Origin of the sequence: Chloroflexus islandicus, assembly GCF_001650695.1 — a bacterium.
Lineage (GTDB): Bacteria > Chloroflexota > Chloroflexia > Chloroflexales > Chloroflexaceae > Chloroflexus > Chloroflexus islandicus.
The window spans coordinates 67414-90320 of record NZ_LWQS01000071.1; the positions used below are offsets into that span (position 1 = coordinate 67414).

13 protein-coding genes are annotated in these 22907 nt (G+C 61.2%); all 13 read right to left on the reverse strand.

The features are described 5' to 3' along the window. Positions 1–21: 21 nt before the first annotated feature. Complete coding sequence (locus A6A03_RS14275) at positions 22–756, reverse strand: MIP/aquaporin family protein (RefSeq protein ID WP_066789661.1); 735 nt, start codon at positions 754–756, stop codon at positions 22–24. A gap of 459 nt (positions 757–1215) precedes the next feature. After that, on the reverse strand, positions 1216–3093 hold the full coding sequence (locus A6A03_RS14280) for a sigma-54-dependent Fis family transcriptional regulator (protein WP_066789662.1): 1878 nt from the start codon (positions 3091–3093) through the stop codon (positions 1216–1218). An 804-nt stretch (positions 3094–3897) separates the two neighbouring features. Next, positions 3898–5082 (reverse strand): acyl-CoA dehydrogenase family protein, encoded by a 1185-nt coding sequence (locus tag A6A03_RS14285; RefSeq protein WP_066789664.1) that lies wholly within the window; start codon positions 5080–5082, stop codon positions 3898–3900. A 744-nt stretch (positions 5083–5826) separates the two neighbouring features. Continuing rightward, entirely contained in the window at positions 5827–7935 is a 2109-nt protein-coding gene (locus A6A03_RS14290; RefSeq protein ID WP_066789667.1) for a glycoside hydrolase family 3 N-terminal domain-containing protein, read from the reverse strand. 222 nt (positions 7936–8157) lie between these two features. Further along, a complete protein-coding gene (locus A6A03_RS14295; protein WP_066789669.1) occupies positions 8158–10377 on the reverse strand; it encodes a beta-galactosidase in 2220 nt (739 codons plus the stop codon). 421 nt (positions 10378–10798) lie between these two features. Beyond that, on the reverse strand, positions 10799–12037 hold the full coding sequence (locus A6A03_RS14300) for a glucoamylase family protein (protein ID WP_066789671.1): 1239 nt from the start codon (positions 12035–12037) through the stop codon (positions 10799–10801). A gap of 3 nt (positions 12038–12040) precedes the next feature. Then, the gene (locus tag A6A03_RS14305; protein WP_066789673.1) at positions 12041–13024 is read right to left on the reverse strand and encodes a LacI family DNA-binding transcriptional regulator; all 984 of its coding nucleotides are present in this window, start codon (positions 13022–13024) and stop codon (positions 12041–12043) included. Between the two features lie 122 nt (positions 13025–13146). Beyond that, on the reverse strand, positions 13147–14547 hold the full coding sequence (locus tag A6A03_RS14310) for a glucoamylase family protein (protein WP_066789674.1): 1401 nt from the start codon (positions 14545–14547) through the stop codon (positions 13147–13149). Then, a complete protein-coding gene (locus tag A6A03_RS14315; RefSeq protein ID WP_066789675.1) occupies positions 14540–15469 on the reverse strand; it encodes a carbohydrate ABC transporter permease in 930 nt (309 codons plus the stop codon). The genes A6A03_RS14310 and A6A03_RS14315 overlap by 8 nt, the downstream gene beginning before the upstream one ends. A gap of 494 nt (positions 15470–15963) precedes the next feature. Next, complete coding sequence (locus A6A03_RS14320; protein ID WP_066789676.1) at positions 15964–16833, reverse strand: carbohydrate ABC transporter permease; 870 nt, start codon at positions 16831–16833, stop codon at positions 15964–15966. A 927-nt stretch (positions 16834–17760) separates the two neighbouring features. Further along, a complete protein-coding gene (locus A6A03_RS14325) occupies positions 17761–19887 on the reverse strand; it encodes a DUF5696 domain-containing protein (RefSeq protein ID WP_245668999.1) in 2127 nt (708 codons plus the stop codon). Between the two features lie 33 nt (positions 19888–19920). Then, positions 19921–21966: a YIP1 family protein gene (locus A6A03_RS14330; protein WP_082908978.1), complete on the reverse strand. Its 2046-nt coding sequence runs from the start codon at positions 21964–21966 to the stop codon at positions 19921–19923. A gap of 38 nt (positions 21967–22004) precedes the next feature. After that, positions 22005–22907, reverse strand: coding sequence for a carbohydrate ABC transporter permease (locus A6A03_RS14335; RefSeq protein ID WP_066789678.1), 903 nt, complete (start codon positions 22905–22907; stop codon positions 22005–22007).

Consider the following 22907-nt stretch of genomic DNA (forward strand, 5'->3'; position numbering starts at 1 on the left):
TGAAGCGATGACTGCTAACCGTTACATGCCAAGCGCATTCGCCAGCAGGGCTGCGATCGAGCCGCCGATGATCGGACCAACCACTGGCACCCACGAATAGCCCCAATTGCTGTCGCCCTTGCCGGCGATCGGCAACACGAAGTGGGCAATGCGCGGGCCAAGGTCGCGAGCAGGGTTAATGGCATATCCGGTCGGGCCGCCAAGCGACAGACCGATACCCCAAACCAAGGCCGCCACTAAATACGGGCCAAGCCCGCTGGCAGGGCTGCCACCGGTAGCGCCATCGGCGCTGAAGATGGCGAAGATAATGAAGACCAGCGCGAAGGTGCCGATCACTTCGGTAATGATGTTGTTCACCGGATTATTGATCGCCGGGCCGGTGCTGAAACAGGCCAGCTTGAGGCCGGGGTCTTTGGTGACTTCCCAGTGCGAGAGGTAGGTCAGCCAGACGAGGGTTGCGCCAATGAACGCGCCAATGAACTGGGCGACAATGTGCATCACTGCGGTGCCAACATCATAGCCGCCGCGCAGCATCACTGCGATCGTCACCGCCGGGTTGAGGTCAGCGCCGGGGCTGCCAAGCGCCGAAGCGGTAAAAACGCCAGCCATCACTGCGAAGGCCCAGCCGGTGGTAATCACGATCCAGCCGCCGCCATTCCCTTTCGATTGCGTCAGCAATACATTGGCCACGACGCCATTGCCAAACAGAATCAGCACCATGGTGCCAAACACTTCGCCCAGAAAGGACGCAGGCATAGAGGGTCTCCTCCTTGCAACACAAACGGAACCAGTTCTTGCGAATCAACCTTGATCCATCGTTCAACCAGAGAACGTGATGCGCGCCAATCCTGATTCACGGTTATCGGAAGCATAACCGCTTGCACGCGCAACGTGGCGTGCCGGCGCATCTGAACTGGGCGTGCGCGCCATCTGCTCTGCTGGCAGTGTGCGGCGACCCGCCCTGCGCACCTCCTTTCTCAATGCTCTCTATGAGTGACACGATGCATTGCACCGTGCAATGCACAAACGTTTCCTGCCAAGCGCTGTCATGCGCTAGCCATCACGTTCTGGCTGCAGACGGGATTCCATTACCCCTCTTTGCTTCGTTGTTGGGTCGTGATCCCTGTAGTTGGTATCGTAGCAAAGTGGGTTAAGGAACGTCAAGCTGTGAAGAGGCTGTGCGGCATGCAAAAGTGTTTCAATCTTGAAACGCTGTTATGATGTGAGATCATCACGTGCAATGTGGTAGCGGGTCATCTTCCGCCAAAGGGTGGCCCGGCTAATCCCCAACAAGGCTGCTGCCCGGCCCAAGCGCCCGCCGGCGGTGCGGATAGCGCGGACAATCGCGTCGCGCTCACTCAACTCTTGCGCTTCCGCCAGTCGCGGGCTATCCGCCATCGTTAACGGCGTCGCATGGCGAGCAATCGCCGGCGGCAAATCGTTGACCGTCAAGACGCTCTTGGCGCTGGTTTGCGCCATCCGTTCCAGCACCACTTCCAATTCGCGCACATTGCCCGGCCACGGGTACGCTCGCAACGCAGCGAGCGCATCAGGATCAAGCGCTACCGGACGGCCCAGTTGTTCGCTAAGCCGTTGCACCATTTGGTTGGCGAGCAAAATGACATCATTACCACGCTGGCGCAGGGGTGGAATGTCAACGATAAACGCGCTCAACCGGGCATACAGATCGGCGCGGAAACGACCCTCTTGCACCAGTTGTTCGAGATCATGGCCAGCGACGATCATTCTGACATCGATCGAGACAGGGCGCGCGCCCCCTGTTCGGATCAGCCGCCCCATCTCGATGGCGCGAAGCAAACTGGTTTGTTGATCAAACGAGAGCGCATCAATCGCTTCGAGATAGATAACGCCGCCATAAGCCAGTTCGAGCTTGCCCGGACGGCCCGGTTGCCGGTCGGTTCCCTCAACCCCGAACAGTTCACTATCAAGCAGTTGGTGTGGGATGGCAGCGCATGAAATTCGCACGAAGGGGCCGCCGGCGCGGTTACTGGCATTGTGGATCGCTTGGGCAAAGATCTCTTTGCCCACACCGGCTTCGCCGCGCAACAGCACTGCGCCGCGACCGGCTGCGGCAAGCCGCGCCTGCCGCAGCGCTTGCCGCATACTCTCACTCTGGCCAATGATATCGCGAAACGTAAACGTGGCTTGCGCGCCGACCACTTGTTGCACCAGTTGGCGCACACTCTCAGTTGGCCGTAAGGTAATGACGCTGCCCAAATACCGCCGGCTGCGATCCCAAACCGGGCGCACGCCGCAGATGACCGCTTGGGCGCCATTCGGCGTCTGCCAGATCACTTCTTGTTCGTCGAGGGTGTTGAGGTTATGAAGCGCTGTCGCAATGACCGGCGGCACCGCGATGACGCTACTCAGCGGGCGACCGGCGGCTGACCGCACATTGATGTCAAGAATATTCGCCACCCGCCGACTCAGCCGGCGGATCTCACCGTTCGGCCCTACAAAGATCAGCCCTTCGTTGATCGTATCAAGGGTTGCATACAGTTCGCTCAGTTGGTCGTTAGCCTCGTTGAGCAGCCGTTCGGCGCGGAGTTGGCTGTGCAACGCCTGCGCTGCGGCAATCACCATCCCAAGCGCATAAGGATGGTGTGCTTCAGCGAGGGTAAGGATAGCCAGCGCACCTAACGCCTCGCCATCAGGGCTGAAGATCGGGGCTGCCGCCAGTGCAAACGGCTGCAACCAATTGCAATAGTGCTCGTCGCCGCCGGTCTGGTAAGGCAATGCTTCGCGCAGCGCCAAATCGACCGCGTTCGTGCCGGCGACCTCTTCCGCCAAGCTAATGCCATATCCGATCCCATGTTGCTGCGCTTGATCGATAATCTCACTATCGCCGGCAAGGTCGATGATCGTACCCTGCTCGTCGCATATCACGACCGCAAAACCGGGGTGCTCGCTAAGCTGGTAGAGATTCTCGATCGATGAGCGGGCCAGTGCTTGCAGATGGCTCCACACTGCTAGATTGACCGGCCCCGTCTGCGGCGGACTGGCCGGATCAAGGCTATGCGCTTGGCAGCGCGCCCATGACCGCTGAATTGGCGGGAGTGAAGATGTTGGCATCGCGTACCTCGCAGATCGCCCAGCTATTGCTATTATACGCGAACAGTCCTGCGAGGGGGCGGCGGCGCCTGTTTGTCATTGCGAGGGAGGGCGGCCACCCGCGAAGCAGGGTGCCGCCCGACCGAAGCAATCCCCCGCGTCAGCGGAAGAAGTGCCTGAGTGAGTTGCCCCCACCCCAGCCCTCCCCCGCTGGGGGAGGGAGTCAGAGGGAAGGGTGCCTGAGCGAGTTGCTCCCGTGCTCGCGGGAGATTGCTTCGCTCCGCTGCGCTACGCTCGCAATGACAGAGGGTAAATGGCCCCCACCCCAGCCCTCAACCCGCTGGAGGTTCAAGGGTGGATAGAACATCTGTCCGATACCCGGCTCTGAAGGGCCGGGCTAGGGGTACGAAGCCCGCTGCGCGGGCTGCTGGCCCTCACCCCCAGCCCCTCTCCCACTGGCGCGGGAGAGGGGAGTGAAGAGCTACGCTTTGAGGCATTGCACCGCGATCAATGGTCGTGCTCGATCGAATGTTCTGTCCGCACCTCAACCCGCTGGGGGAGGGCGTCAGAGGGAAGGGTGGCTGAGCGAGTTGCTGCCGCGCTCGTGGGAGATTGCTTCGCTCCGCTGCGCTACGCTCGCAATGACAGGAGCCATTTGTCATTGCGAGGGAGCGGTGCGACCCAGCGCGGCTGGGTCGCGCCCGACCGAAGCAATCTCCCGCGTCAGCGGAAGCAGTGCCTGAGCGGGTTGTTCCTCTTGTCAGTAGAGTGCAGCAGCCAAGCTGCCGCACTCTATGAGGCAGTCTTGAGTGGTGCGTGTGTGCGCTACACAAACGCCGCAATCCCAGTGATCTCACGCCCAACGACCAACGTATTGATCTCGTTGGTGCCCTCGTAGGTATAGACGGCTTCGATGTCGGCGAAGTGGCGGGCAATGTGCCGGTCGAGCAAGATGCCGTTGCCGCCGAGCACTTCACGGCCTAGCGCCACAATCTGGCGCGCCTTGCCGGCGCAGTATTGCTTGGCCAGCGAAGCCATGCCCTCAGTGATCTGGCTTTCATCTTCATCGCGGAGCTTGCTCAGCCGCCACGCCATCAACTGGATCGCCGTTAAATCACCGAGCATCTGCACCAGCTTCTGCTGCACCAATTGAAAGCCGGCGATCGGACGGCCAAACTGTTCGCGCTGCAAGGTGTAGTCGAGGGCGAGTTCGTACGCGGCCTGCGCGTGCCCAACCGCTTCCCATGCCACGCCGTAGCGGGTGTTTTTGAGGATATTGGCCGTATCGCGGAACGAGCGGGCCAGCGGCAAGCGGTTCGCTTCAGGCACGAAGACGTTATCCAGCTTGATGTCAGCATTTATCACCGAACGTTTGGCGATCTTGCCCTCGATTTTGGTCGCCTGATAGCCCGGCGTGCCCTTTTCGACCAGAAAGCCGCCAATCCGTCCGGTCTCTTCATCTTTCGCCCAAACCACAATCACATCGGCAAAGGTGGCGTTGCCGATCCAGCGCTTTTCGCCGTTGAGCAGATAGCCGCCATCGACCCGCTTGGCGGTGGTGCGAATGTGCGCCGCATCAGAGCCGACATGCGGTTCGGTAAGGGCAAAGGCGCCAATCTTTTCCAGCCGGGCCATCGCTGGTAGCCAACGTTGCTTCTGCTCTTCTGAACCGCAGGCGGCGATCGCGCCCATTGCCAAGCCGCTGGTGACGCCGACAAACGTGCCCACGCTGCCGTCGCCGCGGGCCAGCTCGGCGGCGATCAGGCCAACTTCGACGCTGGTGAATCCCGGACAACCGTACCCCTGAATGGTGCCGCCCACGATGCCAAGCTCGGCGATGCGCGGAATCAGTTCAAACGGGAATTCGGCCCGCTCCCAGTAGTCATTAATGATCGGCAGCACATGCTCGTTGCAAAATGCGCGCACTTTATCGCGAAGCGCGCGCTCGCGCGGGGTGAGTAAATCGTCGAAATGGAAGATGTCAATCCCGCGCTCGCTTGCGATCGTCATTGGTCGCCTCCTAACAGATTAAAATTATGACGCACTGCGTAATGGATTATACCATATCTTTAGAGTGAGAGGTTCATAGACTAGCTGCAACAAGACGCACAATGTACCGGCTTATTGCTTCGCCGCGTTCCGCGGCGCGCACTGACACGGGCGGGAGATGGCCCCCACCCCAGCCCTCCCCCGCTGGGGGAGGGGAAGCGATACCTTTCAGGAAGCCTGTTCCGCTGAAGCAGGAGATTGCTTCGGGCGCTCCGCGCCCTCGCAATGACAAAAGATCGGCAGCGCCGCACCCCGATTGTCATTGCGAGCCGCCAGAGGCGGCGAAGCAATCCCCCGCGAGCACGGAAGCGGAACCTTTCCGCCGCAGGGGGAGCGTGCTGCGGGCGCTGGCGGTACATAGACCCTCACCCCCAACCCCTCTCCCGCCGTTAGGTGGGAGAGGGGGCTGGGGGGTGAGGGCTCGCGACATCGCCACGAAAAGACACAAAATACACAAAAACGTACGATTTTTGTGCCTTTTGCGTCTCTTTGTGGCTATTCGGTTCCGTACACCCACCCCAGCCCTCCCCCGCTGGGGGAGGGGAAGCGATACCTTTCAGGAAGCCTGTTCCGCTGAAGCAGGAGATTGCTTCGGGCGCTCCGCGCCCTCGCAATGACATGAGAATATCTCACCACGATAAATGATTGTTAGCCAGCAAACCTTCTTGGCACATCCTGTCAAAGAAATTTATTAGCCGGCAAATGTTATAATTCAAATTCACCCTCTAGCCCGCCCTCGCAGTGCGGTGCAATCCAGACCTTGAACCGGCCCGGTTCGGCTCCCCAACTGCCGTCGGCGCGAGTGAAGGCCAAGTCCTCTTCGCGCAAGGTGAAGGTGACGCGCTGCGCTGCGCCGGGTGGCAAGGTAATGCGCTGGAAGCCTTTGAGTTCGCGTACCGGGCGGGTGAGCGATCCGACCAGATCGCGCACGTAGAGTTGCACCACTTCGGTACCGGCCTGTTCGCCGGTGTTGGTGATTAGGGCGCTCACCTCCAGCGCGCCGCGCATGCGCGAGCTGCTGAGGCGCAGATCGCTGTAGCTGAAGCGGGTGTAGGTGAGACCGTAGCCGAAGGGGAACAGCGGCGCGGTCGGCGTATCAACGTAGCGGGTGCGGAAGGGCCCATCGGCGATTAAGGGCCGTCCCGTCGGTTTGCGGTTGTAGTAGAGCGGCGCTTGGCCGGTTGTGCGGGGCATGCTCACCGGCAGCCGGCCCGCTGGCGCGGCTAAGCCAAACAGAAGCTCGGCTAGCGCTGCGGCGCCTTCAATGCCCGGATGCCAAGCGTAGATGACGGCTTGTGCCTGTGCGACGGCGCGGGTGATCGCCAATGGCCTGCCGGCGAAGACGACCAGCACAATCGGTTTGCCGATCGCGGCCATGGCCGTGATCCATTCGAGTTGTCCCGGCGGCAACCCAAGGTCGCTGACGTTGGCGTTTTCGCCGGAGCGAGCAGGATGCTCGCCTACCAGCAAGACCACGGCATCGGCGTAGTGAGCGCGGGACATGGCTAAATCGGGCGCAGCGGCGAACCACAGCTCGACCCCTGCTGGCGCGACCTCTTGAAATGCCCGATCGAGCGGCGTCACATCTTCCGCCCGCCCGTCCATTGTCCACGTGCCAAACAATTCGGCGGTGGCGTGGGCAAATGGCCCGGCGACGAGGATGCGGCGGAAGTCGCGTAGCGGCAGGAGGTTGTGTTCGTTCTTGAGCAGCACCATCGTCTCACGGGCCGCTTGGCGGGCGAACGCGCGCGCATCGTGGGTGAGGATGTCGCGTTGGGCGCGCTCAGGATCGGTAAAGGGTCGCTCGAAGATGCCGGCACGGAATTTGATGCGCAAGATGCGCCGCACCGCTTCGTCGATTTCGGCGCGCGTGATCCGGCCTCGATGCAAGTTTTCGGCCAGCGTGGTTTGATACGCGCCGCTCACCATGTCCATATCAACCCCGGCACGTAGGGCAAGCGCCGCCGCATGCGCCTGATCTTCGGCCACGCCGTGCTGCACTAGTTCCCCAACCGATTCCCAATCCGAGACGACGAAGCCGTCGAAGCCCCATTCGCCGCGCAGGACATCGGTCAAGAGCCGGCGGTTGGCGGTGGCCGGGACGCCGTTGAGGTCGAGGAAGGCGCTCATGACCGTGCCGGCGCCGGCAGCGACGGCGGCCCGGAACGGCGGCAGGTAGACATCGCGCAGGGTTGGTTCAGAGATTTCCGCCTGTTCGTAATCGCGCCCGCCTTCAGCAGCGCCGTAGCCGACATAATGTTTGGCGCAGGCAACTAACCGGTCGGGTTGGCTGACATCATCACCTTGAAAGCCGCGCACCGCGGCCTCGGCCATGCGCGACGTCAGGTAGGGGTCTTCGCCATAGCCTTCGGCGATGCGGCCCCAACGCGCATCGCGGGCAATATCGAGCATGGGCGCGAACGTCCAGCGAATGCCGACGGCGCTGGCTTCGCGGGCGGCGATGCGGTTGATAGTTTCGACCAATGTTGGGTTGAAACTGGCGGCCTGCGCCAGCGGGATCGGGAAGACGGTGCGTTGGCCGTGAATGATGTCGCGCCCAAAGAGCAATGGGATGCCCAAGCGTGATTCGAGGGCGGCTTTTTGCAGTGCGTTGCATTGCTCGGCGCTGCTTAGGTGATCGAAACCTTGCCCGCTGAGCGCGCCGAAGGCGTTGATGATTGAACCGGCTTGGCCTTGCCGTAACAGATCGAGACCCGGCAAGCCATGGATCATCGGTTGGTTGAGCTGGCCGATCTTCTCTTCGAGGGTCATTTGCCCCAAGAGGTGGTTGATGCGATCTTCGATGTGGTTCATAGTTGGTTCCTAAGCAATATTTCAATTTCTGAGCACACTGCCGTGTGGGGGCACACGGCTGTGTGCTCCTACGGTGACGGTGGGAAACGCACCGTGGGCGCACCACGGTGCGGGGGCGTACCACGGTGTAGGGCACACTGCCGTGTGGGGGCACACTGCCGTGTGGGGGCACACTGCCGTGTGGGGGCACACTGCCGTGTGGGGGCACACTGCCGTGTGCCCCTACGGGAGGGTGGCGGCGCCGTTGGTGAATTGAATGGTTTGGGTGATACCGTTGCTTTCCACACAAATGTATCCGGTTGGTTGGGCAAAAGTTAATGCGATGGTGCCTGCCTCCTCGGTGACTGATCTGACTTCGGCGGTGGCGTAACGAATGGTGAGTTCGGGTTGTATGCGCCAATTGAGTGGCAAGATCGCTCCGCTGCGGGCCGGCAGATGGATCGGGTGGCTATCGAAGAGTGGCGTGCCGCGATACCTGATCTCGGTTGCTAGCGGGTCGTCGCCGTAGTGGTTGATGAAGAGGAAGTCGCCGTTCGGGCCGCGACTGAGCCGCACGTCGGCCCAGTGACTGAGCGTGAATGGCGCTGGACAACCGGCCCAATCCGCCAGCGCAGTGAAGGCGCGCAGATCATCGAGGGCGATGATCGGGAAGGCTGCGCCGAGTACGATGATTTCGCCGTTGCCAATAGACTTTCGGAACCCTATCGGCATTCCATCAGCCGTCGCAAAGACCGTGCCGAGTTCGCCGTGGTAGGTCTGCACGAAACTGGCCGGAATGTCGGCGATGTTGAAGACCTGCACCCGGCGCGGGGTGAAGGGCGGGTCGCTGGTGATCTGCACCGCTAACGCCTGCGCCAGCTCACCCTCGGCGCGCAAGCGACCAACGATTACCGCCTTCCCGCCGGCGCGGGCATAGTCCACCAGCTTGTGTTCGGTGGCCGGGTCGCTGGTAGTGTCAAGCATGGCCCACACGAGCGGCGTGCGGCCCGGATCGAGCGTGGCCTGTTGCAGGTCAACCGCGGCGAAGTCGCGATGGCTCAGCGCCAACCCGCGCGCGATGAAGTCGAACAGAATAACTTCGCGCTGATGGGTGATGATGTTGGTTGCCGCTTGGGTGCAAGGCTGGTTGACCTCAGTCATAAAATCGTCAAGTCGGAAACCAATCGTGGTGACCGGTTCTGGTCGGGCTAAGACGAGCGCCTCGCCGTAGCTGGCCAAGGTGCGCGATAGCAACGGGTAGCGGTGGTAGTGGCTGCGCAGGCTGCCGTCTTTGCGCACCGGGTGGCCCCAGTCGTGCCGCTTGACTGGACTAAGGATCGGGTCGTTTTCGCCATCGAAAAAGAGGTAGTGGTTGATGGCGCGCATGCCGTTTGAGAGGCACAGGCGGGTATGGAGATCGTAGAAGGCGCTCGACATATTGCTAAAGTCGAGATTGCCGCCGGCCTGAAATTCGATCGAAAAGAGCGGCTGGGCCGGGTTTTGGATGGCAGCGGTCATGGCGTTGACCAGCACCAGTTGGTGAAAGGTGCCCTCGCCGATCTGGCTTGGATAGACATCGGTGGCGCTGATCACGTCGGGCATGCGCAACACATCGGCCAATTGCGATAAGCCGATTGGGAAGGTTTTGCCGCCGTTGGCAAAGCCGTGAATATTGATCACCGCCGGCACCTCAAGGCCGTGTGCGCGGGCCGTCGCCAGCATCCAGCTTGTGTAGTCGCGCAAATAGGTACGGTAGAAACGGCGATAATCGGCGACCAATTGCGCGCCTTCTGTGCCATCGGCGTGCCGCAAGCGTTCGGCTAGCGTCGCCGGATCGCCGGTTTGACCAGCGCCGTACATTGCCTCTCGCCACGCAGCGAAATGCTGCATCGCCACCGGGTTGAGGTCGAAACTGTTGCGCACCCAGTGCAGCATGGCCATTTCATTATCGAGCTGCACCAGCACGATCGGGCCTCCGCGGGTGATCTGGCGCGGCGCCAGCACGGCAAAGACGGCGCGGTACCATTCGGCGGCGCAGTTCAGAAAATCAGGGTGCAAATAGCTGGCGATGTGTTCAGTTTCGCCGCGCTGGTTGATCAGCGCAATCTGTGGATGGCGTTCAAACACCCACGGCGGGATGCCTTCATTGATCGTTTCGGCCATAATGTACGGGCCGGGACGGGCGATCACATAGAGACCCATGCGGTGGGCCAGATCGAGGAATCCAGCAAGGTCGCGCATAGGGTGGCTCGTGCCGGCCAGATCGACCAGTTCCGGTTGCGGTTGGTGCCAGAGCCACGGGATGTAGCAGGCAACTGCGTTAAATCCGGCTTGCACAAGCAGGCTGAGCCGGTGTTCCCATTGATCGGCGGGGGTGCGGAAGTAGTGGAATTCACCCGCTTGCAATAAGAGCGGGCGCTCATCGAGCCAGAATTGTTGGTTGTGAACAGTTAGTTTTGGCATGATGGCAGTATCCTCAGTGCCTTTAACGATTGCATTAGTGTTGCGGATGCGGGTGGGCCGCCCGCGCTCCTATCTGTCGTGTGGGGCGCGGGCCGCTGGCCCGCATGTATTCCCTTGTGTTGATGCGGGCGAGTCGCCCGCGCTCCTATCTATCGTGTGGGGCGCGGGCCGCTGGCCCGCATGTATTCCCTTGTGTTGATGCGGGCGGGCCGCCCGCGCTCCTATCTACCGTGTGGGGCGCGGGCCGCTGGCCCGCACGTCGCGCTCTATCTGTCTGATGCGGGCGAGCCGCCCGCGCTCCGTCTTATGCTTGGGGCGCGGGCCGCTGGCCCGCACAGATTCCCTCGTGTTGATGCGGGCGGGCCGCCCGCGCTCCATTTGTCTGATGCGAGCGCGCCGCTCGCGCTCTTGCCCGTCTTCATCAGTGCGCTTGCTCGCGCTTCATGAACCCCAACACGTTTAGCGCCCGTTGGATCAGCAAACTCGACGAATAGACATCCCAAATCAGGCCGCTGCGCGCATTTTCGAGCATCAGCAGCGCGCAGCCTTTGTTAATTCCGTAGATCGTCCGGCTATACCACGGCGGCCTCACCGCGAGGTTATAGGCGTCATAAAAGCCGTATGGCCCGCAGGTTTGCGGCTGCTCGTGGTAGAGGTAGTCAAGCATCGCTAGCACTTCAGCCGGTGTGAACGGCATACAAGCAATGGCATTGCTGATCGACACCGTACCGTCGGGTTCGGGCGGCACCAGCGCCGGCGGTGCACCGGCAACGACGTAGCCGCGTGGCGTGTCGCCGCAGCCAATGCCCCAGCTCCGCTCGTGATAGGTGCGAAACTGATCGCGCAAGCTGAGGCAAAAGTCGCGGTTGGCCAGCGCCGCCAGCCGCGCGTTGTTGAACCAATCAACGCCATCGGGATCGCGATAGCTGCGGGTGTCTAGCCATGCTTCAGTGTACTGGTACGCAAAGAGCGTGCCGCCGGGATTGATAATCACTGGCTGGCCTTGGTAGAGGCCGATGTCACGGCGAAAGCCGCGGTAGAGCGCGCGGGCGGTGTTTGCCGGCACACAAAGCGCGGCTTGGATGTAGAGCAGCTTCTGCTCGGCGGCCATATCCCAGTAGCTAATGAATCCCGGCGCACCGGTTACGTAGTCGCCGCCGGCATCGGGGTTGTACGACATGCGCAACACGGTTTGGCCGTTGCGCTCGGTGATAAACGCCGCCCAATCGATCCGGTCGAGCAGGCGCATTGCCAGCTCATCAATCTCGGCGTCGCGAAAATAGGCGGCTGCGGTGAGCACGCCGTTTAGGCAGAGACCAGTGTCAATGGTCGAGTATTCGCACTGTTGCCAGCGAGTGGCGGTATAGCGATCGAGAAAGTGGGCAAAGAAGCCGTATTGGTGTGGCACGCGCTCGTAGAGGGTGCGGAGCGTGCCGCGGGTAATCGCCAACCCCTCGGCGCGGCTCATCCGCCCGCGTTCGATCGCGATTACCCATGTGCTTAAGGCAAACCCAACCGAAGCAATCGAAGCGATGCGCGGGCGATGGATAGCATCAACCGTCAGGCCATAGCCGGGGCTGGCCGGATCGAGGTTGGTGCCGGCGCGAAAAAAGGCGAGCGCGCCTTCGATCTCATAATCAAACAAGGTTGCTTCGTCCACAAGCTACTCCAGAGTTGCCGGATGTTTCAGCGATGAGGCACGTGCGATAAAGGTGGTGGGAATCCGCTGCGGCGGGAAAACCTCTTCGTGTTCAAGGTAGCGCATCAACCATTTGGCGGCAGTGCCGCCCCATGCCCGCCGCGACGCGCCGATGGTTGAGAGCGGCGGTTGCACGTAACGCGCCAACAGGATGTCGTCGCAGCCGACCACCGCAATGTCGCGCGGCGCTTCCAAGCCGTGTTCGCGCATTGCTCGCATAAAGCCGATTGCCATCTGGTCATTGGCGCAAAAGACTCCTTCCGGCAGGTCGCCTTCAGCGATAATCCGCTGCGCCGCCGCGTAGCCCGATTGCTCGGTGAAATTGCCGGGATAGACCCGCACCGAGAGTTGGTGGCGGGCGGCTTCGTTGAGAAACGCCTGCATGCGTTCGTTATTGTCAAACGAGTCGGGTGCGCCGGCCACGTAGGCCAAGTGGCGCAACCCTTGCCGGTAGAGATGGGCGAAGGCTTGGGCGACGCCTTGCCGGTTATCGAGCAACAGCGGGAAGACGTGCTCTGCTTCGAGCTGCCGATCCATCACTACGATCGGGAATTTCGGCCCGGCCAGCCGCAGGATCTGCTCGTCAGGAATACTGGTATCGAAGACGATGGCGCCATCGACTTGGCGGTGGGTGAAGATGCGCCGCTCGACGCGCGTCTCCGGGCAGACAATTAACTCATATTCGGTTGCCAAAATCACTTCGTGAATTCCATCGAGAATCTCTTCGTAGAACGCGCCGGCGAAGCGGGTGATAAATACCCCGATCGTGCGCGACCGGCGTGCCTTGAGGTGGCGGGCAAAGGCGTTGGGATGGTAGTTGAGTTCCTCTGCCGCTTGCAGCACGCGCTGGCGCGTCTCTTCGCTGATGGTGCCGGTGCGGTTGAGTGCGTATGATGCCGCGGTGACACTCACCCCAGCGCGGCGGGCAACATCTTTGATCGTGGGCATTGTCCCTCCTGAACCAGCTACACGGTCTCTCAACACGCTCTGGCAGCAATCGTTCGCTGAATATGCCATCCTACGTTCTCTGTCCGTCCCTCCACCAGCGCGGCGGATGGCGCCAGATCAGCTCACTTCGCCGGTGTGAACCCCAGCCGCGCCAACCCGGTCTGGATCACGGGATGGGCCATCATCACGCGGTGGATCAAGCCATCTTGATAATTGGCTAGCATCAGCAAGGAAATGCCTTTATCGATCCCGATCACATCGGTGGCGTACCAGTCGCGTGAGAGGTTGAAGGCGTCGAAGAAGCCGTAGCGCCCCTTCAGCCGTTCGAGCGTATAGTAGTAGCGCATCGCCTGCAACGACTCTTCTGGCGTGAAGATGATTGAGCCGATCGCTCCCGCCGGCGGCACCGTGTCATCAATGAAGTGCGAACGGTTGTCATACCCCGATGGTGGCGCGCCGTAGCGCCCTTCATAGCCGTTGGGGCCATCGCACGCGGTCAACCCCCACGCAGTGGGGCCAATTGTGGTGTATTTCGCGTCCATCGCGACGGCAAAGTCGTAGTGGGCGCGCGAGGCGGCCACCGAGTTCTGATGCCAATCGACCCCCTGCCGGTCAACTAAGCCGCGAAAGTCGATCCACGCATGGCTAAACTGGTAGGTGAAGAGCGAACCAAACCACGAGTGGATGAATGGTTCTCCTGTACCGTAACGCCCCTTGTGGCGGATGAAGGTGTAGTAAGGCGTTTCGTCAACCGGATGGGTAGGCGATCCCGCGGCCAATACATAGAGCATGAGTTGTTCGGCGTAAAAGTCCCAATGGCCGCTGAAGCCCTTTTCAGGGGTAAAGGCCATATAGAACATCTGCCGATCTGGATCGAGAAACCACGGCCAATCGACCCGTTCATAGATGGTCGTGGCTAGCGTTTGCGCCTCGTCGCCGAAATATTGTCCAGCCGCCAACACCCCCATCAGCAAGATGGCGGTGTCAATGCTCGATACTTCGCTCTGCCAAGCGCGCTGGCCCGTCTGGATGTCAACAAAGTGATAGTAAAAGCCTTCAACCAAGGCCATCCGTTCCAGCGTCTGCAACGTGCCCAACGCCCGTTCGTAGCCTTGTGCGCGGGTGATAAAGCCGCGTTCGACCCCGACAATCAACGCGGTCAGGCCGAAGCCAACCGACGCGATGCTAGCGATGCCGGCTGACCCCGGATAGCGGTCGCGAATCAGGCCATAGCCGGGGCTGGCCGGATCGGTGTTGGCCTGCTCCCAGAAGAAATCGAAAGCCGCGCGCAGTTCATAGGCGATGATCTCGTCATCGCTAGCCGTGGCTGGTACCGGCGTGACCGATGGCGCCATCGTGGTCGCAGTGGGTGACGGTGCTGGCGTGGCTGGCAGCGGCGTGGGCGAAGCCGCCACCGGCGCAGGGGTGTCCGGCGGCGCAACGCTTGGCCCGGCGGGGGCAGCGCAGGCGGCCAGCGCCAACACAACTCCGAACAGAATGTTCCACAAGTATAGCTTATTCACCGGCGAGTCCTGATCGTTCAATCGATTCGACAAACCAGCGTTGCAAGATGAAATACATCACCAGCAAGGGCAAAATGGTCAGAAATGTTCCGCTCATCTTGACCGCTTCGTTCAGACGGTCGAAGATATTCACCATACTGGCGGGGTAGAGATTCTCGTAGGCTTGGGTGAATTTGGCCAGTTGCATCGGTAACGTCTGCATACCACCTTCCAAAAACACCGTCGTCAGGTACGTCTCATTCCAATACCAAACCACCGAGAAGATGAACGAGACGATAAAGGCCGGTACTGCGCCGGGCAGCGCGATTCGCCAAAAGACGGTGAAATCGGACGCGCCATCGAGCCGGGCGGCTTCTTCGAGCGAGCGGGGCAGCGAGAGAAAGTTTTGGTAGAAGATGAGAATGAAGATCGCGCTCTTGAAGCCTTGGCCTAACACCGCTGGAATAAGCAACGCCCACAGCGATCCCAACAGATTGAGATAACGATAGTTGAGCATCTGCGGGATGATCGTGTTTTGCGGCGGGATGACGAAGGTGGCGAAGATCAGGGCAAAGAGCAGCGGCTTGCCCCAGAGCCGGTAGCGGGCCAAGCCATAGCCAACCAGCGCGCAGACGACCACCTGCAAGGCCGTCGGAGCCACGCTGACCACAATCGTCGAGCGTAGCGTATCGAGGTAGTTGAGCACCCGGTACGCCTTCTGATAATTGCCCAGATACAGATCGGTCGGCACCCACTGCACCATCGGGTTGAGCAGATCATCCGGGCTTTTGAAGCTGGTGATCGCCATAAACAGCAACGGGTAGAGGTAGACAAACCCGATGGCGATCAAGACGGCATAGAGCAAGACGGTCGGGATGATCCCCGTCCGGTTATGCGCGCCCCACGCCACTCGCCGGAGATAATCGAACTGTAGCCGCCGCATGTGCTTATCCTTCCGATCCGTGTGTATCTGTGTCCTATCCGTTCAGCGGTTCGTTCCCGCTGTAGCGGGAGATTGCTTCGGTCGGGCGGCGCCCTGCTTCGCGGGTGGCCGCCCTCCCTCGCAATGACAAATGGCCTCTGTCATTGCGAGCCGCGCTCCGCGCGGCGAAGCAATCCCCTACGAGCACGGGAGCACCCCGCTCGGCATCCCTCGCTGTGCCTCCCTCCCCCAGCGGGGGAGGGCTGGGGTGGGGGCATCCCTCCCGCTCCCCGGTTGTCATTGCGAGCCGCGCGTAGGGGCATCGCACAGCGATGCCACCGCGCGCACGGGATCACCCCGCTCAGGCATCTTTCCCGCCGAAGCGGGAGATTGCTTCGGTCGGGCGGCACCCTGCTGCGCGGGTGGCGGCCCTCCCTCGCAATGACAATCTGTGGCACCTTGCCACTCCGCATCCATCCCCGTCCCATTGCCGCTGACCATCACCGCCAACCTGCTCAATCCTTCACTCGCGGGCGCAGCACCGCAAAGGTCGCCACCAACAGCGCAATCAACGCCAGCGAATACAAAAACGCCATCGCGCTAGCATAGCCAATCCCGCCTTCAACGTCGTAAATGCGGGCAGCGATGTATTTGATCACCTTGTTCTCGGAAAAATGCGAGAGCGTAATCACCGTATACAGCGCATTGATCAGTGTGGTCGTCGTCAGCGCCGGCAAGGTAATCTTCCAAAACATCTCCCACGCCGACGCGCCATCGACGGCGGCGGCTTCGTAGACGAAGCGGTCAATTTTTTGCAATCCGGCCAGATAGATCAGAATTTGCACCCCTGAAAACCACAAAATCAGAATGAACGATGTCAACAGATACTGCACCGGCTCGCGCAACAGCGCCGGCAGTTGGGCGACAAAGGCCGCTACCGCCGCCGATGACGCCACCTGCGGCGCGGAGGTTGCCCCTTGTGCGACTAGTTCGCTAATCACCGGCCCGCTGGTGATCACCACCGGCAAGAAGAAGATGGTGCGAAAGATGCTGCGCCCCCAAAACGGTACGTTCAAAAAGAGGGCGATGATTAGCGAAAAGATTAAGATGATCGGTACCGAAACCGCGGTTTCAATCAGATATTCAACTAGCAATTGCACAAAGGTTGGATCAGTAAATAGAGCGCGAGTGTAGTTTTGCCAACCCACCGCTGCTAACTCAATCCCAGTCACCGCAACTTTGACGTTGCTCAGGCTGTATTGAAAGGTTTGCGCCAGCGGCGCTGCCGTAAACAGCGCGAAGCCGATGATCCACGGCAGCAGAAAGCGATAACCTTGCAGGTTTTCGCGTAGGCGCAAGCGCCGCCATAATTCGCTCTTGCCCATGCCGGTGCTCCTTGATAGGGCTAACTCACGCTTGCCCTTCCGATCTGTGTGTGTCCGTGCCGATCCGTGTATATCTGTGTCCCATTGCTGCTATCGCAGCGGATCGTTCCCACTGAAGGGGGAGATTGCTTCAGGGTCTGCGCCCCCTCGCAATGACAGGTTGGGCTGTCATTGTGAGCCGCCGGAGGCGGCGAAGCAATCCCCCGCGAGCACGGGATCACCACGCTTGGCATCCTTCCCTGTACCTCCCTCCCCCAGCGGGGGAGGGCTGGGGTGGGGGCATCCCCCGCGAGCGCAGGAGCCACCCGCTCGGCATCCCTCTCTGTACCTCCCTCCCCCAGCGGGGGAGGGCTGGGGTGGGGGCATCCCCCGCGAGCACGGGATCACCACGCTTGGCATCCTTCCCTGTACCTCCCTCCCCCAGCGGGGGAGGGCTGGGGTGGGGGCATCCCCCGCGAGCGCAGGAGCCACCCGCTCGGCATCCCTCTCTGTACCTCCCTCCCCCAGCGGGGGAGGGCTGGGGTGGGGGCATCCCCCGCGAGCACGGGAGCCACCCGCTTGGCATCCCTCGCTGTACCTCCCTCCTCCAGCGGGGGAGGGCTGGGGTGGGGGCATCCCCCCTCACCATCTGTCATTGCGAGCCGCGGAGCGGCGAAGCACTCCCCCACGCGCACGGGAGCACTCCGCTTGGCATCCCTCCCGGCTCCTCCCTCCCCCAGCGGGGGAGGGCTGGGGTGGGGGCATCCCCCCTCACCATCTGTCATTGCGAGCCGCCGGAGGCGGCGAAACAATCCCCCGCGAGCACGGGAGCCACCCGCTTGGCATCCCTCGCTGTACCTCCCTCCCCCAGCGGGGGAGGGCTGGGGTGGGGGCCACATCCCCCCCGCCCCCTCGCAATGACAGGTTGGGCTGTCATTGCGCGCATCATCACCTCTCTAGCACCACCGCGTCGCGCGGCGGGATGGTTCTGCCCGCCAGCGTGACCGGCTGGGTGGTGTAGTTGACCACAATCCGTTTGCCGTTGGCATAGTCGGTGACGGCCACGCCGGGCAAGGGCGTGGCGCGCGCGACGATGGCCGCTCCTTGCACTGGCCCCAGCACCTTCGCTAGCCGTGTGTAGGCTCGTTGCACCTCGTCGCGCCATTGGCTGTAGGCCGAGGTGTAAATCCAGTTCGAGCGGGTCTGCAACATCGCCGCCGTCGCTTCGTGGGTCAGCAAGAACGATGGATAGGCGCCATAATCGGCGTGGCGCAGCAGGTCTTCTTCCAGATTCGACGAGAAGTTGAGCGGCGGGCCGTAGTATGGGATGTAGCCGGCCAAGACGGTCGGCAGGAAGGGTACGGCTTTGGTGGTGTAGATGTAGCCGCTGTCGCCGAGTGGCATATCATAGTAAGCGCGAGCGGCTCCCCACAGATAGGCGTTGGGCCGGTAGAGGGCGACGGGGCCATTCGCTGCCAATAGCGCTTGATAGGCTTGCAAGCTCGCTTCGCGGTTGCGGCGGGTTTCGGCCCGAAAATCGCTGTAGAGCCGGAAGCCGATCCCGTCGAGCGCCATACCTAATCCGGCGGACGCGAAGGCTGTTCGCCACCCGGCGATCCGCTGTTCGACCGCCGGCAAGGTAAGGTAGATCTGCTGCATGCCGCGGTGGACGCCGCGCACGCTGGCCCGGTTTATCGCCATCGCTGTCTCGGCGCGGCTGTAGCCGCTCTCATCAACAATCCCGGCTTGCGGATCAACGTATAAACTCAGGCTGCCACCCTGTTCGGCAATCGTCTGCGCCAACCGTTCCAACGCCCCCCGGCTGCCCAGCGCGCCTTCGATCCGCAAAGCCAGCGGCAGCGGCGCGGTGGCGCCTTGCGGTTGCCAGCCGTAGTAGACCACTTCCACCCGTTTGGTGGGCAGGTCGGCGATAATATCGGCCATCTCGGCGATGGTGGTCATCGGGATGGCCCGTTGCCAGAAGAGCACCCGCTCGCGTTCCGCCCCCAAAAACTCAACCCGCAACGGCAGCTCGCCGCTGGCGGCGGTTGGCGCATGCAAGACGCCTTGTTCGATCAGGTAGCGCTGGTATTCCCGCGCCAAACCGGTATAATCCGCTTCGGCGCCGCTGAGGAAGCGGTAGTGCTGCACAATGTCGAAGGCGTTGGTCTGCGGTTGGATGACCGTCACCCCTGCGCCGGAGCGATTGGTGGGTTGGAAGTAGCTCTCGTTGTAGATGAACAGGTTGTAGAGAAAGTTGAATTTGGTGATGATCCCTGCCGGGTGGGCCAGCAATTCGGCAAAGGCCGATCCTTGTTCGAGAATGGTGAGGAAGGCATGCTGCCCTTCGCCATGCACCATGCCAAAGACCGGCGCCGACAACGGGTAGGTGGGGCGGGTGTCGGGGTTGGCGGGCAGCTCGCCGCGCATGCCTAGATCAGGCCCGTAGTAACGGCCATAAAACATGGTGCGGGCCGTGGTGCGTTCGGCGAAGGCGATCAGGCTGCCGCTGCCGTCGGGAATGAGCATATACCCCGGCGTGGCGGCTTCGCGGGTCGCGCCAAAGAAGGGGTAGAGGTGCAATTGGGCCAGCCGGAAGTTGCCCGCTTCGCTGATCCCGCTGAAGGGTACCGCCACCCGTACCCCTGCTGGCGTGAGCGTGACCTGTACCGTCACGGTGATGGCCGGTTCGGTAAAGGTGACTTGCCCGCTAAACCCATCGCTGAGCAGCGTCACCTCGATCCGGTGATCGGCATTGGTGATCGAGGCCCGCCGGGTGTTGGTGCGCGCATCCATATACTCGATGCTGATCCCGCTGCGAGCAAAGGCCGTCCATGTCCGGTTGAGCCGGTCGTCTGGCGTGACCTCATCAAGGTTCGACGACCAAAGATGCCCGCTGCGCCGGTCGAGTACCTTAAACGCCAGCGTTTCACGGTTGAGGTACAGCTCGAAGCTGGCGTTGGCCGCCACCCGTTCGTAGCCGGCGGGGATGGCAGCGCCTGCGGCTTGGCTCGTGGCCGGCGCAGTTGCCAGCACTATTGCTGCGATCAGGATGATGAATGGATATGCTTTCACCCTCAGCCTCGTCGGTGATACCAAGCAGCGTTGTTACAGACCACGTAACCCGATCTCTTGCCAGACTGCGCTCACAAAGTCGAACAGTTGCCCAAACAGCAAGGACAAGATGTAGGCGGTCAACGCCAGCATCGCCATCGTGAACAGGGTCTTGAGCACATTGCTTGTCGTTTCGGAAATGGTGTAGTTGTGGATTTCCCGCACCATAATGAAAAGCATCAATCCAGTCCATGCAAAGATGACCTGCTGCGAAAAGCTGACCAAAAAGACTTCGTTCAGCGTCAGCACATTCGAGGCCGCAATCACCACCGGCATGAACAACGCATAGGGAACGAGACTATAGGCGCTGCCGATCACGACATCGCGCACCCGCCCTTCGCCGTCGCTGATGGTTGAGACCAGATAGTTGGCGGCGTTCCACAAGCCAAACAGCGCCACCAACAGCGCAATCTCGTTCTCGACCCGAATCTGGCCGGGGTAGGCATACGGGTTGAACGGGAAGCCGATCAGGTAGAGCGAGGACACATGCACTGCGATTACCCACAGGTAGATCAGCAGGGCAAAGCGCAGGCTGCCGCGCTGGTTGGCCTTGATGTAGTAGAAGCTATCAACCGGGTGGCGCACGAAGCGCAGCAAGAAGATCGCGTCATCGACCAGCCGGTATCGGCGCAGCCGGCGCATGCTGTCGCGCAACGGCGCTAGCCAGCCATGCCGTCGCTCGAACCGGCGGAAGACGCTCTGCCCAAGTGCGGCCAGCGTCACCGCCACGATGAACGGGCCGAGGTACTGCTGCAACACCGCATTACGCAGCTCCCAGAACGCTTCCGAATAGCCGTTCCGGTCTTCGGCGTAGCGGTAAGCGGCCAGCGCGGCGGGGTAGTCACCCGCTTTGAAATAGGCGTCGGCTAACCCCTGATAGGCCATGATGAACGAGCCATTGTAGTTGAGCACCTGCTCAAAGTAGGGTTGCGCTTCGCGGTAGAAGCCGGCCAAATAGAGCCGCATCGCGCGATGCACAGTCTCGGCGAAGGCAGTCGCTTGGTAGAGGATCAGTGCATTCTTTTCTTTATCGAGCACGTAGATCGTATCGCCGTAACGGGCAATGCCGGTCGGATTGATCAGCGTGCCGCGGCGCTGGTCGCCGGTGTCGCGGGCATTGAACATAAACAGCAACGTGCCGTTTTGGTCGTACTCAAACACGCGCCCCTCACCGTCAACCACCACCAGCAACCCTTCGCGATCGATGTGAATATCGCGGAACGAGGTCGAGCCGTAGATGGTGGGGAAGATATTCCGTCCCGCTACGGTAAACTTGCGAATGCTCTGATCGGCGAAGGTGCTGGCGGTAATGGTATAGAGCATCGATTGGCGGTCAATCGCCAGATTGGACGGTGAAGCGGCTTCGTTGCGCACCAGTTGGGCCAGTTGCTCTTCGCTCAGAAACATGCGCTGCAAGATCATGCGCAGCGACATCTGGGCAGTGTTGGCGGCGAAGTTGCCGATAAAGCGTCCGTCGGGGTTGAGCTGGATGACTCCCTGCACCGAGCCTTCGCTGATGACATAGAGGTTTTTGCGCCGGTCAACCGCCACTTTGCGCGGCAAAAAGGTGCGATTCTTGCCGAAGAGCGGTTCGCTAGGCCGGCCAAATTGGTGGCGCAACGCGCCGTCGGCGGCAAAGACCACGATCTGGTTGAGGCCGGCATCGGCTACGTAGACCGTCCCTTCATCATCGACAAACACGCCGGTGGGCTTGTTCAGCACCCCTTTGCCATATTCCGCCGCCACGTCCAACGTCGTGTTGTCGAGCCGCACCACCCGCCCGTTACCGGTATCGGCAAGATAGATCACGCCATCCGGGGTCATAAAGAGGTCTTCCGGCCCCGCCACCGGCAAGCCAATCTCATCCGCCGGGGTGTAAGCGTCTTGCGTCATGTACAGCTTACCGCCGGGGCCGGGAGTCCACGTCACGTAGGGCGCATCGGCCCGCGCCAGCGGCGCGAGCAATACCAATCCCAGCGCCAATCCGATGATCGCGCCGATCAACAATCCTCTTCGCTTGCGGGTGCGCATCAGTTTCATGCGGTTGCCTCTGCGTTGACCCACGCTCGCTCACGAGCTTATTTCAACCCCGAATGCGACATTGTGCTCATCACTTGGCTCTGCAACAGGATAAAGATGATCAGGTTCGGCAGAAACACGATCAACGACGCGGCTGCCGCCATCCCCTGCCCGGCGACCAGATTGGCCCCCGCAGTGGTTGAGGTCAGGCTGGACAGATAGAAGGCGAAGGTCTTGAGCTGTTCGTCGTTGATGTACATCGCTGACGTATCCACGTTATTCCACGAGGCCTGAAAGGCGAGGATTGCAATCGTCGCCAGCGCCGGTCTGGTCAGCGGCAAGATGATGTGCCAGTAGATTTGCAGATCGCTGGCCCCGTCGATTTGGGCGGCTTCGATCATCTCGTTGGGCAGCGCATCCATAAACTGCTTGAGCAGGAACAAGCCGACCGGCATAGCCAGCGCGGGCAGAATATGCACCCAGAAGGTATTGAGCAGGCCAAGCTGCTGGATAATCAGAAAGCGCGGGATCGTCACCGCCACCGGCACGAACATCAGCGCGACGGTGTTGATCGCAAACAGCGTATTCTTGAGCCGGAATCGCTTCTTCGAGAGCGCAAACGCCGCGGTCGAGCCGACTCCCACCGAGGCCAGCACCGTCAGCAGCGTCACCAGCACGCTGTTGAACAGATAGCGGCTGACCGGCACCTCTGAGGTGGAGATGCGGGCAAACAGGTCGGTGAAGTTCTTGAGCGTGGGCCGCACCACGAAAAAGCGCGGCGGATAAGCGAACAGCTCCTCTGGCGGTTTGAAGGCGTGCGAGAAGATAAAGACGATCGGCAGCAGCATAAACGCTGCTAGCGGAACCAGCACCAGATAGAACTTGATCTGGCTCGGATGGAACCCGCGCGGGTTCATGCCGCTGTCACGCAGACTATAGCTCAACCAGCGTTTGCGCCTCAT

Coding starts and splice junctions, on each gene's coding strand:
- A6A03_RS14275 (WP_066789661.1), bottom strand. CDS start 756: ATGCCTGCGTCCTTTCTGGGCGAAGTGTTTGGCACCATGGTGCTGATT.
- A6A03_RS14280 (WP_066789662.1), bottom strand. CDS start 3,093: ATGCCAACATCTTCACTCCCGCCAATTCAGCGGTCATGGGCGCGCTGC.
- A6A03_RS14285 (WP_066789664.1), bottom strand. CDS start 5,082: ATGACGATCGCAAGCGAGCGCGGGATTGACATCTTCCATTTCGACGAT.
- A6A03_RS14290 (WP_066789667.1), bottom strand. CDS start 7,935: ATGAACCACATCGAAGATCGCATCAACCACCTCTTGGGGCAAATGACC.
- A6A03_RS14295 (WP_066789669.1), bottom strand. CDS start 10,377: ATGCCAAAACTAACTGTTCACAACCAACAATTCTGGCTCGATGAGCGC.
- A6A03_RS14305 (WP_066789673.1), bottom strand. CDS start 13,024: ATGCCCACGATCAAAGATGTTGCCCGCCGCGCTGGGGTGAGTGTCACC.
- A6A03_RS14315 (WP_066789675.1), bottom strand. CDS start 15,469: ATGCGGCGGCTACAGTTCGATTATCTCCGGCGAGTGGCGTGGGGCGCG.
- A6A03_RS14320 (WP_066789676.1), bottom strand. CDS start 16,833: ATGGGCAAGAGCGAATTATGGCGGCGCTTGCGCCTACGCGAAAACCTG.
- A6A03_RS14330 (WP_082908978.1), bottom strand. CDS start 21,966: ATGAAACTGATGCGCACCCGCAAGCGAAGAGGATTGTTGATCGGCGCG.
- A6A03_RS14335 (WP_066789678.1), bottom strand. CDS start 22,907: ATGAGGCGCAAACGCTGGTTGAGCTATAGTCTGCGTGACAGCGGCATG.